Raw genomic sequence first — 15,354 nt, forward strand, 5'->3', positions numbered from 1 at the left:
CGATGACCAGTCTCAAAATGAACCAGAAGGAATGTCCTCCATGCAAAACCTACCGGAAAACATGTCCGCGATAGCGATTTCCGAACCCGGTGGGCCGGAGGTTTTGAAACCGGAAACACGGCCGATGCCGGAAATTGATTCTCATGAGATTCTTGTTCGCGTCGTTGCTGCCGGCGTAAACCGGCCAGACGTCTTGCAGAGAAAGGGCGCCTATCCGCCGCCAAAGGGTGCTTCTGACCTTCCCGGGCTGGAGGTTGCCGGTGAAGTGGTCGCTTGTGGCGCGGAGGTGCAGCGGCACAAGGTCGGTGACATGGTAACTGCGCTGGCGCCGGGGGGAGGATACGCAACCTTTTGCAAGGTTCCAGGTGGCCATGCATTGCCGATCCCCAAAGGATTGTCCATGGTTGAGGCTGCGGCCCTGCCTGAGACGTTCTTCACGGTCTGGACCAACGTGTTCGACCGCTGCGGCCTGTCGAGCGGAGAGCGCTTCCTGGTTCATGGCGGTACGTCCGGAATCGGCACAACAGCAATTCAGCTGGCAAAAGCGTTCGGTGCGGAAGTTTTCACCACTGTCGGATCAGACGAGAAGGCCGAGGCGGTTCGTAAACTCGGCGCGGATCATGTCATCAACTATCGCAACCAGGCATTTGAAAAGGCTGTGCTGGAGCTGACGGACGGGCAAGGGGTCGATGTGATCCTGGATATGGTCGGAGGCGATTACGTTGAACGAAACTGGAAGGCGGCTGCGGTTGAAGGGCGGATCTGCCAGATTGCAACGCTAAACGGAATTGCGGAGAACGTGAACTTTTCGCGCCTGATGGTAAAACGTCTGACGCATACAGGGTCGACCTTGCGGCCCAGAAGCGACGCATTCAAAACAGCGATTGCCGAAAGCCTGGAGGAGAAAGTCTGGCCACTGATCGAATCGGGAGAAGTCGGTCCGGTCATGGATTCAACGTTCCCTTTCAGTCAGGCTTCCGAGGCCCACAAGCGGATGGAAAGCTCTGGCCATATTGGGAAAATCGTTCTGACCATGGAGTGACGCTAGGTGCAATGCTGCGCTGCGGAAAGATGAATGTGTGACTCCATTTGCGTTTCCGCGACGTTCGGCTTATATTCCCGCCACTTCCCTTGAAACAGAGATGGAACACCGCTTTTTCGCCCCGCCGGGCGGGGGAGCAGACGAGAGGAATTTATCCGATGGCGAACACGCCGCTTATGCCGAAGGCAACCGCCGTCTGGCTCGTAGACAACACTGCACTGAGCTTCACGCAGATTGCCTCGTTCTGCAAACTGCACCCGCTTGAAGTCAAGGCTATTGCCGATGGTGAAGCTGCGCAGGGGATCAAGGGGCTTGACCCGATTCTGACCGGCCAGCTGTCGCGTGAAGAAGTCGAGAAAGCTCAGAACGACCCGAACTATCAGCTGAAGCTGCAGGGTTCGAAAGTGGTTGTTCCGGAATCCAAGCGCAAGGGGCCGCGTTACACGCCGGTTTCCCGTCGTCAGGATCGTCCGAATGCGATTCTCTGGCTGGTGCGTAACCATCCTGAACTCAAGGACGCACAGATCATGCGCCTGGTTGGAACAACCAAGCCGACGATCGCAGCCATTCGCGAGCGTACCCATTGGAACTCCGCGAACCTGACGCCGTCCGATCCGGTAACTCTTAGCCTCTGCAGCCAGCTTGAGCTGGACATGGAAGTTGAGAAAGCTGCGAAGAACGCTCCGCAGCCAATGGTTGGCGAGCCTGTCGAAACGCTGATGCCGGTCGAAGATACCACCAGCGAAGATGCAATCGCAGCCGCCTTCTCGCTTGATCCGAGCACTCCGATCAAGCGCGAGGAAGAAGAAGAAATCGATGCTGATGCGGTCTTTGCAAAGCTGAACTCCCTGAAGAGCGAGAGCGAAGAAGAGGAGGCTGAAGAGGCTGTAGTATCTTTTGACGTCGCAACTGCTGAAGAAGTTGGCGAAGCTGAAGAGACTGGCGAAGCTGAAGAAGTTAGCGAAGCTGCGGAGGCTGATGAGGCTGATGCGGCGGAAGAAGTCGAAGAAGGCAGCGAAGAAAACAAGTAAGTCTTCTCGTATTCAGTTAAGAAAAAGGCCGCCAGCGGATGTCGCTGGCGGCCTTTTTCATGCCTGGTCGAGAGTCGTCACCAGAGAGGTGATCTTGCCGGCCGAAATCTTGAACACATTGGTTCCGCTGCCGCTTCCTCCCGGAATTGCCTGAGAATGACAAGTCCATTTCACGGTAATGGTCTCACCCGATACTTCCACGGACCCCAGGGTGATAACGGCATCGTCAAATGCGTCGGTTCGGCTTGCGGCAAAGGCCTCCAGAATCGCATCCCGTCCTTTGTGAGGTTCGCTTCGGCCTGAAAACGGCTCTGTATATTCGGCATCCTGTGCAAAGATCGACCCGAGTATTTCCAGGCCGGAGGGACCTGCCTGCATTGCGAGAAAGAAATTGCTGATTTCTAATGGCATCATGCTCATGGAGGGTTCCTTCTAAATGTCTGTCGACCCGGAAGTTCTGAAAGCCCTGGCGTCAGCGCTGAACGATCTGCGCGACAAGCCGCAGGCACCGATACCAGCAGGGGTTCTCGATGCTCTGGCGCCATTGGTCACGTCCGGAATGCAGTTGAAGATCGATCTGGAAGCAAGCCGATTGATAGGGGCGCCTCTCGTGACAGTTGTCGAGCAGGCCTCGACCCGAGATCTGCTTTCACCTCTGACACCGCGTCAGCGGGAAGTGGCCAAGCTGGTGATCGCCGGACAGTCCAACAAGGCGATCGCCGAGGGCCTCGGTATCAGTATCGCTACCGTCAAAGATCATGTTCATGCCATTCTGGAGCGCTTGGAATTGCCTTCCCGGCACGCTGTGATCGCTGCAACGCGAGCAACCATCAAAGCCTAATTGTCCCGGCCTGCCGGCACAATCCATCCGAAGATGGATAGGTGCCTCAAGCCGGGTGTCGGTTGTCATATTGTCTTTTATGGAAGGCGTGGCCGGAGTGCGACCTAGTTCAGATAAAACAGTCGAACGGTCTGCTTCGGCTTGCTGGTGGCAGCCCGTTTGAAAGGCGGTTCGTCGTAGGCGTCCTTGGCGCCCGACACCGTGTAGCCTTCACTCGGAACCTGGCCATTCATATCAAGGTCGCGGTTTCCGTTTTCGTCATGAAACGCGATCACGGCGTACGGGCCGGATCTGAGGTCAGGAAAGAATGCCTGTACAGAGCCGGTGGAGGCCGATATCTCCTGATATCCGACGGCGGCCTTGTAGTCGTAAGCCTTAAAGGCGTCGCGATTGTCCATGATGAGGACAACCACCTTGCCATTGCTGTTTCTGATGCCGTCAACGGTTACTTCCAGTCCCTGCGGTGTCCCGGCTTTTGCTTCTTCAGCTTCAACGGCCGGAACATGGCTTGCCATCCATGCACCGCCGACAATTATGCCGGCGCTTACGCAAAGGGCGGTGATACGCTGTCGCATTGTGGGCATTTGAAACTCCGCTTCACTTGATGTTGGTGTCGTTTTTCTTCGCAGGCTGCCACCCGGGCGGGTTTATGAGGACGCCGAGTTTGTTAAACAGTCCGGGCATCTGCCAGACTTCCTTGCCAAGGCGATAGAAGCCGTGCAGGAAGGCAACCAGCGGGTTGACGGAATTGATTGGGCGGGTGAGCCCGTAGGCCACTTTCTCCCGCTCTTCCGCGAATGTGTTGAACATCCTGTCCCATATGATGAAGATCCCGGCATAGTTCTTGTCGAGATAGGCCGGGTTCGAACCATGATGAACCCGGTGATGGGACGGTGTGTTCATGACCGCCTCAACCGGACGCGGCAGCTTGCCGACGGCTTCGGTGTGAAGCGCCGTCTGATAGACCTGGACGACAACTTCGGCAAACAGGACAACCACCGGATTGAAGCCAAGCAGGACAAGCGGCAGGTGAAAGAACACGGGCCAGAATGAATCCATCGGTCCGAAACGGTATGCGACGGAAATATTGAAGAACGGCGAGGAATGGTGGACCGAGTGGGTTGCCCAGCCAAAGTTCACCCGGTGCATGAACCGGTGTTCCCAATAGTAAACGAGATCCGCGAGAACGATGCAGACAAGCACCGTTATCCAATTGATCTCGATATCGAAAATTGCAAATTGCCAAACGTAGTAGAACGTCGCCACATAAAACGCGCCGAGAAACAGGATCGTCAGGCCGATAAACATGGCGAGGGTGATGTAGTTTGTGATTGTGTCGCCGATCAGCGTCCAGCTGAGCCGCTTGTAGATCCAGTACCGGATCAACTCGAAAGCCAGAAACCCGAGCGCGATTACAAAAAACCAGTCGTCGATGAAGATCTCCAACTGTTCCAACCACGACGGACTGATGGGGCTGAGCAAGGTTTGCAAGGGTTTCTCCAAAATTATCAAAGTTGACAATTAAATGAGGTCATGCGATTAGATTGTCAACATTGAAAATTTATTCGGAGGTGAATTTGGCCCGTCCGGACATAAAGGATGACCGAAGGGAACAGATCCTGGATGCGTTCGAAACGTGTGTGGCTCGCTATGGCCTTGAAGGAGCGACCCTTGCCAAGGTGGCGGAAGTCGCCGGGCTGGCGCGTCCGCTTATCCGGCACAATGTCGGCAATCGGGAAGATCTTCTGGCTGCACTGATCGAGCGATTTCTCTCCCAGAGCCGGACTTCCATGACTACTTTGCTGTCCTATCTACCAAGCCAAAACCGGCTGGCCGTGCTTATCGACCTTTTGTTCGACCCGCGTTACGCGAACCCGCGCCTGGTTCAAGTGTTCAATGCATTGAGCGCCGGAGCGCCGGATGACAGTGAGCTGGCCTGCCGGCTGCGGGAATGGCTGGAAGACTTTGTCGGCAAGATCGAAAACGAGATCGCTCGCGAACACCCGCAGGCTTCGGAGGACCAAGTCAAGGCGGCAGGTGCGGGGATCTCCGGCATCTACTTTAACGTTGAAGCGCTCTATCCGATTGGAGTTTCGGCGCAGTTCATAGAAGCCTCCAAAAATGCAGCGCTACTGCTGGTTATGGCACTTGGGAAACAAAATTGACTGAACTTCATAGACTAAGCCGCGAGGCATATACCGATTCAGCCTGGCTCAATCTGGAAGTTGAGCGGCTGTTTTCCGGTTCATGGTGTTTTGTGGGCGTCACCGCGGACTTCAAGGAAGCTGGTGACTACAAGAACGCCGAAATCGGGGCATTTCCGATAACGGTGATCCGGGACAAGAGTGGTGACCTGCATGCGGTGCATAACATCTGCCGACACAGGGGGGCGACACTGTTTGACGGCGAGGGTGGTAACATCGGCAATTCGATCGTTTGTCCCTATCATCGCTGGACCTATGGACTGGCAGGTGAATTGCGCGGGGTGCCTGACAAACAGACCTGTTTTCCGGATCTTGATCGTTCGAAACTCGGATTGAAGCCTGCTGGATTTGGAATATTCAATGACTTCGTCTTTGCCAATCCGGATCCCGACGCGAGTTTCGACGACTGGATTGCCCCGGTTGCGGGTCAAGCGTGGCCTCATGACATGTATGCATCGGATGTCAGGGAAGCGGTTCCTCTGGTCTATGACGTGAAATGCAATTGGAAAGTCTTCGCGGAGAATGCCATCGACGGCTATCACCTTGCCTATTTGCATGAGCAGACACTCGGTGGACCGACGCCGGACAAAAACATCTGGGAGCAAGCCGGCGACCATATGATCTGGTATGCGAACGAGGAAGGGGTGCGCCACCGGTTGCCGAAGAAGATCCGGGACGAGAATGGAACGACCGGCACGATCAGGAGCGCGCAACAGACCGGATACGGCGGGGTCTACTTCCTGTTCCCGCTCACGCTCATTGTGCCAACGCCCTATGGGCTGTCGATTACAATGCTGAAACCGACATCGGCTTCCACAACGCGATTGATCATCCGCCATTGGGTCGGTCCCTGGCAGTCACTGGATGAGCGGAAATATATTCAGGGGTTCGACAAGAAAACCGGAATCATCTCCTCGGACAACTGGACCAAGCATCCTCTGGAAACTGGGGACTTTCAGACGGAAGATGTGTGGATCTGCGAGAAGGTACAGAAGGGACTGCAGTCCCCGGCTTTTGAGCCAGGGCCGCTATCGTTTGGGCCCGGCGCCGAAGATCCCATTCGATGGTTTCATCGCAGCCTCTTGAGCCGGCTGCGGGATTCGGACTGAGTCGGGAGCACACTATGCATTGGACAACATTTTTGGGGTTCCTGCTGCTTGGCTGGGTAATTCTTGATCTCTTTACCGGAACTGTCTGGTTGCACCGCGCATTTCGCCGTTCCGAAGAGCCGGTTGGTTATTGGTTGATCATGGGACTTTGGCTTTTGGTAGCCCTGTCGTGTTTCTACTGGATCGGCGGATTCTGAAGTATGTCGTGACAAGACCGGATCATCCATCGCCAATGAAAGCCCCCCACAACCGGCGTGTCTCCCACCAGCGATCATAGGCTGCGTTGTTGCGGAAACCGAGGAACAGGGACAGAGCAATGCCGAAGACACCCATGGCGGCAATCGGTATGCGCGGAAGTGAAACAACATGCATGTCGAGAAGCATCACAGTCCCGGATAGCACGGCCACGGAGATGATCTTGCTGAAGATCTGCGGAACGATTGATCCCTGCATGACAACAAACAGACGCAGGGCCGAAGGGGGCTCCATGATGATCATTTCGCGCTCTTTTTGCTGAACGTGACATTGCTGTTCTGACCCAGTCCGTATTTCACGCACCAAACGATGACGGCAAGGCTCAGAACGAACCATAAGCCGCCCCAGAACAGAGTTGGCCCGCCAAATTCCTCAGCAAGCATGTAGGCATCGGAGCGGACACCCGATCGTCTGATCGTGTCGTCGAAAATGTCGAAGGGGACGTAGATCATGCTGGCCAGCCCAATCACCCGAAGCAGCAGATCGTTGAGGCGGCGGTCGAGGTAACGTGCGACGGCAAGCATTCCGAGACCAGTTATTGAACAGAAGACAAAGGGAAAAAGGTCCCGAATGTACAAGGCAGTGATCATCAATGTGACGACACCGAACAGAGCAACTGCGACCCGGTCCAGCTTGGTCTGAACCGCAATCACGAGCAGCGCAACGCCCAGGAGAAGCGACCCGAGATATCCTGCGGAAAGCACGACGAAGCGATTCCCTCCGCGCGAGATGACGTGACCGCCTTGCTGAGGTGACAGCGAAAGATCAACGACGGATCCACCGGTCAAAATAGTGGCGAGCGCATGAGACAGTTCATGCAGGAAGACAATCAGGATTTTCAACGGAATGACGACAGGTGTGTTCCAGAGCAGGAACAGAAGTCCTGTGATCACGATCAGCTGCCAATGTCCTTTGAGCAATTGCATGTTTTGACCTGTCCGTGTCCCCGTTGCCTGCTCTCACTGGAGTGCGGGAAAGCTTCTGAAGGTGTGTTTCGGCGAGACTTTTCGTTTTGAAGTTCTGGCGTTGATCGGTTTGCCTGGTGGATTTCAGACAAAGACGGAGACACCGAGCAGCACCAGGCCGGCGGTTGCCAGTTTCCAGGCCAGGGTTCGGTAAAGGGGAACGCCAAATGCGTAGAGCGGCAGAAACAGAAGGCGTCCAAGCAGATAAGAGCCGGCACCGAACATGCTAAGACCATCAAACCCCTGAACGTGATCGAGCACCAGGACCAGTGCGATCAGGATTGGGAACGTTTCCTGAAAATTGAGCTGCGCTCTCTTCAGTCGTCCGGCGACGCCTTCCGGAAGCAGATTCTCGTCGCGTGCTCCGATCGTGTATTTGTGGCCGACCTGGGCCTTGAATGCGAAGGATGCGCAGGCGATATGGACAAGACCCAGCGCTGATGCAATCAGGACGGTTGCATATTCGATCTGCATTGAAATGCCCCGTTTGCTTGTGCCCTGACTGACCTTCTAAGCGTCAGCGTTCCGTCAGCTTCAATTCGATGCGCCGGTTTCTCGCCAGAACGTCAGGTGTTTCCCCTTCCTCGAGAGGTTGGAATTCACCAAAACCTGCGGCGACCAGGCGTTTGGGATCGACGCCCCTTTCAATCAGGTATCGAACGACGGAAATCGCGCGCGCTGCGGAAAGTTCCCAGTTGTTGCGCAGACGTCCGGTTCCTGAAAGAGGGCGGGCATCCGTGTGGCCGTCGACGCGCAAGACCCAGTTGATTTCATCCGGGATCTGGACACTCAGTTCCTGGATGGCGTCCGCCAGCTTGTCGAGCTCAGTCTGACCGGCCGGGTTGATGTCCTCCGAACCGGAGTCAAAAAGCACTTCCGACTGGAACACAAAGCGGTCGCCGACGACGGAAATGTCCGAACGCTGCGAGAGAATTTCCCGGAGACGGCCGAAAAAGTCAGACCGATAACGCGAGAGTTCCTGGACACGTTGGACAAGTGCAGCATTCAGCCTGCGGCCGAGGCTGGCGATCTTGGCCTGACTTTCGGCTTCCTTGGCTTCGGAAGCTTCCAGTGCGGCATTGGCTGCTGCGATCTGGCGTCTGAGAGCCGCGATCTGCTGGTTGAGCAATTCCACCTGGGCAAGGGCTTCCTGGCTGACCTGCTTTTCATCATCCAGCAGGTTTTCCAGTCGGCTTGCCCTGCCACCTGCGGCATCGGCGGCGCCGGAACTGCTCTCCAGCAATCCAAGCAGGCGTGTCTGTTCCGCCTCGGCATCGCTCAGGCTGGCCTGAAGCCCAAGGATGGTGTCTTCAAGTTCACCGGAAGCGGCCCGTTCGAGTGCAAGCAATTCGGTCAGTTCGCTGATCTGCGCGTTCAGGCGGTTCAGTACCGTGTCGCGGCCGGACAGCTGCTGCGACAGAAAGAACTGAGCAATCATGAAGATCGACAGCAGGAAGATGATGACGAGCAGGAGCGTCGCCATGGCGTCAACGAAGCCAGGCCAGTAATCCGTTGACTGAGCGCGGCGGCGGGCGCGAAGTCCGGCTAGTCCACCAGCCATGTTCTACTCCTTGGCGCGATCGAAAGCGGACGCTATCGAGGTCAGCAGACCCTCGATACGCTTCTGCTGGTCGCCTTGGGACTCAGCCCAGTCGCGCATCATCTGCTGCTCGGAACGCACATGTTTGACCAGACCCTGAATGCCTTCGGCAAGATTGGCCATGGCCTGGTTGGCGTTCTTGCTGCTGCCTTCTTCCATGCTTTTTTGCAGCGACTGGATGGAGGCCTGGATCTGTTCGACACCGGAGGCTTCAGGTGCTGTGAATGCTGCGTCTTCCGGATCAATATCCGTGACAGTCGAGAGCCAGTCTTCCAGTTCATTGTAGAACCGGTTCTGGGCCTGCCCCGCCTGCAGGTCGAGAAAGCCAAGAACAAGAGACCCCGTCAAACCGAACAGGGAGGATGAAAACGCAGTGCCCATGCCGGAAAGCGGTGCTTCAAGGCCAGCCTTGAGATCTTCGAAAATCACATTGGCATCGCCCGAGCCGACATCAAGGGACTGAATGGTCGCTCCGACGGAACTCACGGTCTGAAGCAGGCCCCAAAAGGTGCCGAGGAGGCCCAGGAAAACCAGCAGACCCGTCAGATAGCGGGACATTTCGCGCGATTCCTCAAGGCGCATGCCGATGGAATCGAGGATCGAGCGAGCCGTTGTCGGTGTGAGCGCCATGTCCCCGGCCTTGTTGCCGAGCAAAGCTGCCATCGGTGCAAGCAGGACGGGTGAGCGCGTGTCGAGGGCCGGGTCGCCCATACGGAAACTGTTGACCCAGGAAATTTCCGGGAAAAGCCGGATAACCCGGCCGAACAGCAACAAGACCCCGAAAAGACCGACAAAGACAATCAGACCGTTTAGGCCGGGATTGCTCATGAAGGCGGTCGATATCTGAGGGAAAAGAATAAAGGCTATAAAAGCAACGATCACCAGGAAGATGATCATGAAGGTCAGATATGCCCTCGGGCTGGAAAGGCTATAGGGGTCAAATTCACGGGCCATATTGAGCAATCAATCACCTGTTGCAGAGGTAATTGATTGATAGCGTGATTTTTGACGCCTTGGAAACCTCTAAACGTAACCCAGGGCTGAAATAGGTCTGGAAAGCACGAAAACCGGCGCATCAGTCAAGGGCGCCGGTTATCGAATTGCTGCTTATTAAGGATTTCAGTCCTTGGTCGGGGCTTCGGCCTTCTTCAGCAAACGGATCAGGTGCTTGTGGGCGTCTTCGTTGCCGACGACGACATCGCCGCTTTCCAGCATCTTGTCCTTGCCGTTGAGGTCGCTGACAAAGCCGCCAGCTTCACGCACCATCAGGATACCAGCTGCGATGTCCCAGGAATTGAGATTACGTTCCCAATAGCCGTCAAGGCGGCCGGACGCCGTCCATGCAAGGTCCAGCGCTGCAGCACCTGCACGGCGGATGCCCGCGACTTCCGGCATGATGTAGCGAAGTTCGCGCAAGGTGCGGCCGTGATCTCCCTTGCCGATGAAGGGAAGGCCTGTACCAAAGACCATCTCGGGAAGATCCATCCGGCCAGCTACACGGAGCCGGCGGTCGTTCATGTAAGCTCCCCGGCCGCGCTCAGCGGTGTAGAGTTCGTCCATGACCGGATTGTAAATAACACCGGCAACGATCTCTCCAGCACGTTCCAGGGCAATGGATGTTGCGAATATCGGAATACCGTGGAGAAAGTTGGTTGTGCCATCCAGCGGGTCAATGTGCCAACGGTGCTGACCATCGGTGCCTTCGACTTCGCCGCTTTCTTCCATGACCAGACCGAAAGTCGGGCGAGCCTTGGTCAGCTCTCCGCGCAGGATCTCCTCGGCCTTGCGGTCTGCAGCCGAAACGAAGTCGCCAGGGCCCTTGCGGGACACCTGCAGATTTTCCACTTCACCGAAGTCGCGGACCAGGCTGCGTCCGGCCTTGGTTGCGGCTTGAACCATCACGTTGAGGAGAGCTGTGCGGGCCATAGATTATCACTTGTTGTTGGGCGCGGCCCGGTTCGAGCCGGGCGCGCCAAATCGGAATTGGTTGTGTGCGGATCAGTCCGCGCGGCGGACATATTCCAGAGTGCCGGTGTCCACGATGATCTTTTCGCCAGCTGTGATGAATGGCGGAACCATCACGCGAACGCCGTTTTCCATCAGCGCAGGCTTGTAGGAAGAGGACTGGGTCTGTCCCTTGACGACCGCGTCGGCTTCACTGATTTCCAGGGTCACGTGCTGCGGCAGCGTGATGCCGATCGGGCGTTCTTCATGAAGCTCGACGGTCACCATCATGCCGTCCTGAAGGAACGCAGCGCGGTCACCAACGAAATCGGACTGCAGTTCCAGCTGCTCGTAGGTTTCCGTGTCCATGAAGATCAGCATGTCGTCCTGGGTGTAAAGGTACTGGAAGTCCTTTTGCTCAAGACGAACGCGCTCGACCTTGTCCTCCGAGCGGAAACGTTCGTTAAGCTTGCGGCCATCGAGCAGGTTTTTCATTTCGACCTGGGCAAACGCGCCGCCCTTGCCGGGCTTTACGTGCTGAACTTTTACGACGGCCCAAAGCGTGTCCTGGTGCTGAAGCACGTTACCGGGCTTGATTTCGTTACCGTTGATTTTCATGGAACGACCGACTTTATGATTTGTTTGGATCTGAAGCAGCGCTACGGCCAGCGGAGGCTGGTGCGCCGGAATTTGCTGGCGCCTGTCCACCACAAAAGCGGTCTTGTTTCAAGAAAAAAAGGCAATCCGGCTTCTTTTGCTGCGGTAATCGGGCGAATTATGGAGATTCCGCAGCCGGATCTTCCGTCGGCTTCATCAACGTGGCCGAGTATTGCTCCGCAAGCTCCCGGGCCTCTTCCATGGTGGTTTCGTCGAGGCTTTCAACGATCCTGTCCAGCGACAGATCGGAAACCCCTAGTGTGCGGGCAATCAGGTGCCAGCCGGCGGCTGCCGCAAAATCCTGCTCCCGGCCGCGGCCATAGGCGTAGACGCGGGCGAGACGGTTCATGGCGACGGGATTGCCAGCTGTTGCTGCGCGTTCGAACCAGTCGGCAGCTTCCGCTTCATTCGGGTCGACGCCCTTCCCCTGGTGGCGCAGAATGCCGTAATAAACCTGCGCGGACGTATGTCCGCGTCTCGCCGCCCGGCCCAGCCAGAACGCACCCTGACCCGGATCGTTCAGGCCGCTCTGTGCTTCGAGAAAGGACAGGCCGAGAGCGTATTGCGCTTCCGGATCATTGCGTTTCGCGGCCTCTTCCAGGAGTTCGCGCGCCTTTTCCTCATTGAATGGCCGTCCGTCGCCTTCCTGATATAGCAGTGCAAGATTGTACAGCGCGGAGGCGTTGCCGGCATCGGCGGCTTGTTCGAAAAGGTCCGCCGCTTTTTTCTTGTCCACCTCGACACCGGTTCCAAGCAGATAGAACTGTGCAAGCTGCATGGCGGAACCCGCATCCCCCTTGCCGGCGGCAAGGCCGTACCAGTCGGCGGCTTTGGACTTGTCCTGCTCGATGCCAAGTCCGGCTTCGTGCAGAACCCCGAGCAGCGCCTGAGCCGCCTTGTCTCCCTCTTCCGCCAAAGGTGTGGCAAGACCAAGAGCGGTCAGGAACCAACCACGCTGGAATGCGGTATAGGCGGTGTCGGCATTGGCTTCTTCGCTCTCGTCAAGTTTGGGCGGACCGGCATCAACGATGCTCAGAAGTGTCTTGTCCTTCGTCGTCACATCGACCAGAACCGGAAGCGAACCATCATTGGGCGCTGTTGGCAGCTCCACGGGTGCGGGCGCTTCCTCACCGGTTTCCTGCGCATGGGCCACTCGTTCGCCGGCAAAGGCCATCGTTGCTGCTGCAAGAAGAGTTGCGGCCCACTTTCTTCCGCCTGGGCTGGTCTTGTCCTTGCGCATCAATTCTGCTCCGGTCTCAATAAATTTATTCAGCTTCGGGAAATGGATAGGCATCCAGAATTCGATTTGCCTCTGAAATGATCGAGGTGACGTCTGCCGCCGGCTTCCAGACTGCATCCTTCAACGCAACAAAATCGGCGCCGGTTGCCGCAGCTTCATCCAGGGTGTCAATCGTGTTGCCGGCGAGCGCAACACAAGGCGTTTCGAAGAGTTCCGCCCACCATGAGGCGCCGGACAAGGTTTTGGAATGCGCGTTTTCCTTCTCGTCCAGATCCAGTTTTCCGAAGAATATGTAGTCTACGCCGGTTTCGGCCCATTCCATGGCATCGTGCTTCAATTTTGTGCCGCCGGTGCCGACGATGCGTTCAGGCTGGAAGCTTTCGACGGCCAATTTCACATCCTCCAGAGATGCGTCGACATGCACGCCATCGGCTCCACTCCGTCCGGCTGCCTGCGTGTCGCCGTAAACGATCGCGGCTGCTCCGCCGTCCTGAATGACGGGAACCAGAATGTCTGCTGCGGCCTGCACCTCCTTGGTGCCGGCGCCGGGCATGTAGATGAGCACGCAGGCAATATCTCCGCCGGCAAAGGCCTTCTTGAGCTTGGCCGCAAGATCGGCAGTGTCAAACTCGGGTGGTGTCACAAGGAAGAGGCGAGGGCGGTTCACGGGCAGCGGTCCTGGATCAGTTTGATTCTCAGTCCATGACCTAAAGACGGCGAAAGAGGGACGCAAGGCCCCTCTTTCAATAAAGTGAATGAAACTATCTGCTTACGAGTAGCAGGAATTAGCTGATTTTCGGGTCCAGGCTGCCGTCCTGATAACGGGCAGCCATTTCCGCCAGCGTAATAACCTTCTTGATCTTGGAGGCCTGACCTGCCGTGTTGAAGGCTTCCAGGCGCTGGACGCAAAGCTTCTGCATGGCTTCACGGGCAGGCTTCAGGTACTTGCGTGGATCGAATTCGCCCGGATTTTCGCTCAAAACCTTGCGGATCTGGCCAGTCATCGCCATTCGGTTGTCCGTGTCGATGTTGATCTTGCGAACGCCGTTCTTGATGCCGCGCTGGATTTCTTCAACCGGGACGCCCCAGGTCTGCGGCATCTCGCCACCATACTGATTGATGATGTCCTGCAGGTCCTGCGGCACGGAGGACGAACCGTGCATGACCAGGTGAGTGTTCGGCAGGCGGCGGTGGATTTCTTCGATCACATGCATCGCCAGGATTTCGCCATCCGGCTTGCGGGTGAACTTGTAGGCGCCGTGGCTGGTGCCCATGGCGATCGCCAGCGCATCAACCTTGGTTTCCTGAACAAATTTGACCGCTTCTTCCGGGTCGGTCAGCAGCTGCTCCTGGCTGAGCTTGCCTTCAGCACCGTGTCCGTCTTCCTTGTCGCCCATGCCGGTTTCGAGAGAACCCAGAACACCAAGCTCGCCTTCAACGGAGATGCCGCCAAGATGGGCCATGTCGGTTACCGTCTTGGTCACGCCGACATTGTAGTCCCAATTGGCCGGTGTCTTGCCGTCTGCTTCCAGCGAACCGTCCATCATGACGGAAGTGAAACCGGCCTGAATTGCGGTCATGCAGGTCTGTGGCGCGTTACCGTGGTCCAGGTGAACGCAGACCGGAATGTGCGGATAAATCTCGATCACCGCGTCCATCATGTGCTTCAACATGACGTCGTGAGCGTAAGCACGTGCGCCGCGGGAAGCCTGGATGATGACCGGGGAATCGGTCTGGTCGGCTGCGGCCATGATCGCCAGAGCCTGTTCCATGTTGTTGATATTGAATGCCGGAACGCCGTAATCGTTCTCGGCAGCATGATCAAGCAGCTGGCGAAGGGTAATACGTGCCATCAATAGTCTCCCAAGAGTCCGGTTCCGTGCAGGTCTGCTGCAGGCTAGCGCGATAATCACGTCACCGGTATTGCGGTGCGTCAATCCCCGGTGGTTCTATCAAGATTTTCCGGCATGGAAAGGGGGACCGGTGTGCTTAAATCAATTTAAATACAAAGCATTGCCAGAATTTGTACCAACACAATTAATTTGCGTCGCAAATTAATGTGGCACCCTGACCCCTAGTTCTGAACCAGCGAACTGATGTCGACGAAGGTTCCTGCAGGGTCCCGCAAGATCATTCGCTTTTGGCCGTAAGGCATTTCGCGAGGAGCTTCAATGATATTCGCATTCGCTGCCAGAGCGCGTTCATGGATGGCGTCGCAATCGTCAACCACGAAGGTAAGCATCACCCCGGCCGGTGCCTGTCGGGCTTCGGCCGGGACGATGTCGTGGGTCTGCTGGAGGATACCCAGCTCGAGGCCAGGATTTTCAGGATCAGCAAGATTGACGAACCAATCCGAAGAAAACTGAGGTTTCAATCCAAGCAGCTGCTCGTAGAAGGCCGTCGTTGCGGCGACTTCCTCGGTCAGGATATTGGTGAAACTGCGTTGCATTCCCCTTCCTCCCAATT

At 56.5% G+C, this 15,354-nt stretch carries 19 protein-coding genes and 1 pseudogene; 6 read left to right on the forward strand and 14 right to left on the reverse strand.

Annotated elements, in window-relative coordinates; all coding sequences use genetic code 11:
* Window positions 1-40 precede the first annotated feature (40 nt).
* A complete protein-coding gene (locus ABLO27_RS20745; protein ID WP_353035350.1) occupies window positions 41-1,042 on the forward strand; it encodes an NAD(P)H-quinone oxidoreductase in 1,002 nt (333 codons plus the stop codon).
* Window positions 1,043-1,200: 158 nt separating this feature from the next.
* A pseudogene (locus ABLO27_RS20750) lies at window positions 1,201-1,926 on the forward strand (DUF1013 domain-containing protein); the annotation flags it as partial.
* Between the two features lie 204 nt (window positions 1,927-2,130).
* Here ABLO27_RS20750 and ABLO27_RS20755 read toward each other — a convergent pair.
* The gene (locus ABLO27_RS20755; RefSeq protein ID WP_353035352.1) at window positions 2,131-2,493 is read right to left on the reverse strand and encodes a nuclear transport factor 2 family protein; all 363 of its coding nucleotides are present in this window, start codon (window positions 2,491-2,493) and stop codon (window positions 2,131-2,133) included.
* A 16-nt stretch (window positions 2,494-2,509) separates the two neighbouring features.
* Between ABLO27_RS20755 and ABLO27_RS20760 the strand changes: the two genes are divergently transcribed.
* On the forward strand, window positions 2,510-2,914 hold the full coding sequence (locus ABLO27_RS20760) for a helix-turn-helix transcriptional regulator (protein ID WP_353035354.1): 405 nt from the start codon (window positions 2,510-2,512) through the stop codon (window positions 2,912-2,914).
* Between the two features lie 104 nt (window positions 2,915-3,018).
* Here the strand turns inward: ABLO27_RS20760 and ABLO27_RS20765 are convergent, their stop codons facing one another.
* Both ABLO27_RS20765 and ABLO27_RS20770 read right to left on the reverse strand, forming a co-directional pair.
* Window positions 3,019-3,498, reverse strand: a complete 480-nt coding sequence (locus tag ABLO27_RS20765) for a DUF2141 domain-containing protein (RefSeq protein WP_353035356.1) — start codon at window positions 3,496-3,498, stop codon at window positions 3,019-3,021.
* A gap of 13 nt (window positions 3,499-3,511) precedes the next feature.
* Window positions 3,512-4,405, reverse strand: coding sequence for a sterol desaturase family protein (locus ABLO27_RS20770; RefSeq protein ID WP_353035358.1), 894 nt, complete (start codon window positions 4,403-4,405; stop codon window positions 3,512-3,514).
* 86 nt (window positions 4,406-4,491) lie between these two features.
* On the opposite strand from ABLO27_RS20770, the gene ABLO27_RS20775 reads away from it, so the two are divergent.
* Genes ABLO27_RS20775 through ABLO27_RS20785 form a run of 3 tightly spaced genes read left to right on the forward strand, consistent with a single transcriptional unit; the run spans window position 4,492 to window position 6,424 of the window.
* Complete coding sequence (locus ABLO27_RS20775) at window positions 4,492-5,079, forward strand: TetR/AcrR family transcriptional regulator (protein ID WP_353035360.1); 588 nt, start codon at window positions 4,492-4,494, stop codon at window positions 5,077-5,079.
* Window positions 5,076-6,227, forward strand: a complete 1,152-nt coding sequence (locus ABLO27_RS20780; protein WP_353035362.1) for an aromatic ring-hydroxylating oxygenase subunit alpha — start codon at window positions 5,076-5,078, stop codon at window positions 6,225-6,227. The genes ABLO27_RS20775 and ABLO27_RS20780 overlap by 4 nt, the downstream gene beginning before the upstream one ends.
* A gap of 14 nt (window positions 6,228-6,241) precedes the next feature.
* Window positions 6,242-6,424: a hypothetical protein gene (locus ABLO27_RS20785; protein WP_353035364.1), complete on the forward strand. Its 183-nt coding sequence runs from the start codon at window positions 6,242-6,244 to the stop codon at window positions 6,422-6,424.
* Between the two features lie 22 nt (window positions 6,425-6,446).
* Here ABLO27_RS20785 and ABLO27_RS20790 read toward each other — a convergent pair whose 3' ends face one another.
* The 11 genes from ABLO27_RS20790 to ABLO27_RS20840 all read right to left on the reverse strand — a co-directional run bounded on the left by ABLO27_RS20790 (window position 6,447) and on the right by ABLO27_RS20840 (window position 15,337).
* Window positions 6,447-6,725 carry a bestrophin family ion channel gene (locus ABLO27_RS20790; RefSeq protein WP_353035366.1) on the reverse strand — a complete coding sequence of 93 codons (279 nt, stop codon included), beginning with the start codon at window positions 6,723-6,725 and terminating at the stop codon, window positions 6,447-6,449.
* Window positions 6,722-7,408 (reverse strand): M50 family metallopeptidase, encoded by a 687-nt coding sequence (locus ABLO27_RS20795; RefSeq protein ID WP_353035368.1) that lies wholly within the window; start codon window positions 7,406-7,408, stop codon window positions 6,722-6,724. Before ABLO27_RS20795 ends, ABLO27_RS20790 begins: the two co-directional genes overlap by 4 nt.
* A 123-nt stretch (window positions 7,409-7,531) precedes the next feature.
* Window positions 7,532-7,921 (reverse strand): MAPEG family protein, encoded by a 390-nt coding sequence (locus ABLO27_RS20800; protein WP_353035369.1) that lies wholly within the window; start codon window positions 7,919-7,921, stop codon window positions 7,532-7,534.
* 43 nt (window positions 7,922-7,964) lie between these two features.
* Complete coding sequence (locus ABLO27_RS20805; RefSeq protein ID WP_353035371.1) at window positions 7,965-9,008, reverse strand: peptidoglycan -binding protein; 1,044 nt, start codon at window positions 9,006-9,008, stop codon at window positions 7,965-7,967.
* Between the two features lie 3 nt (window positions 9,009-9,011).
* Window positions 9,012-10,001, reverse strand: a complete 990-nt coding sequence (locus tag ABLO27_RS20810) for a flagellar motor protein MotA (RefSeq protein ID WP_353035372.1) — start codon at window positions 9,999-10,001, stop codon at window positions 9,012-9,014.
* 165 nt (window positions 10,002-10,166) lie between these two features.
* On the reverse strand, window positions 10,167-10,973 hold the full coding sequence (locus tag ABLO27_RS20815; protein WP_353035374.1) for an inositol monophosphatase family protein: 807 nt from the start codon (window positions 10,971-10,973) through the stop codon (window positions 10,167-10,169).
* 72 nt (window positions 10,974-11,045) lie between these two features.
* Window positions 11,046-11,609, reverse strand: coding sequence for an elongation factor P (gene efp / locus ABLO27_RS20820; protein WP_094074798.1), 564 nt, complete (start codon window positions 11,607-11,609; stop codon window positions 11,046-11,048).
* 157 nt (window positions 11,610-11,766) lie between these two features.
* Window positions 11,767-12,888: a tetratricopeptide repeat protein gene (locus ABLO27_RS20825; RefSeq protein ID WP_353035376.1), complete on the reverse strand. Its 1,122-nt coding sequence runs from the start codon at window positions 12,886-12,888 to the stop codon at window positions 11,767-11,769.
* A gap of 25 nt (window positions 12,889-12,913) precedes the next feature.
* Window positions 12,914-13,555, reverse strand: a complete 642-nt coding sequence (locus tag ABLO27_RS20830) for a thiamine phosphate synthase (protein WP_353035378.1) — start codon at window positions 13,553-13,555, stop codon at window positions 12,914-12,916.
* 118 nt (window positions 13,556-13,673) lie between these two features.
* Entirely contained in the window at window positions 13,674-14,741 is a 1,068-nt protein-coding gene (gene fba / locus ABLO27_RS20835) for a class II fructose-bisphosphate aldolase (RefSeq protein WP_353035380.1), read from the reverse strand.
* 221 nt (window positions 14,742-14,962) lie between these two features.
* Complete coding sequence (locus ABLO27_RS20840; protein WP_353035382.1) at window positions 14,963-15,337, reverse strand: VOC family protein; 375 nt, start codon at window positions 15,335-15,337, stop codon at window positions 14,963-14,965.
* Window positions 15,338-15,354 lie beyond the last annotated feature (17 nt).

This window comes from Roseibium sp. SCP15, from assembly GCF_040329435.1.
Taxonomy (GTDB): Bacteria; Pseudomonadota; Alphaproteobacteria; order Rhizobiales; family Stappiaceae; genus Roseibium.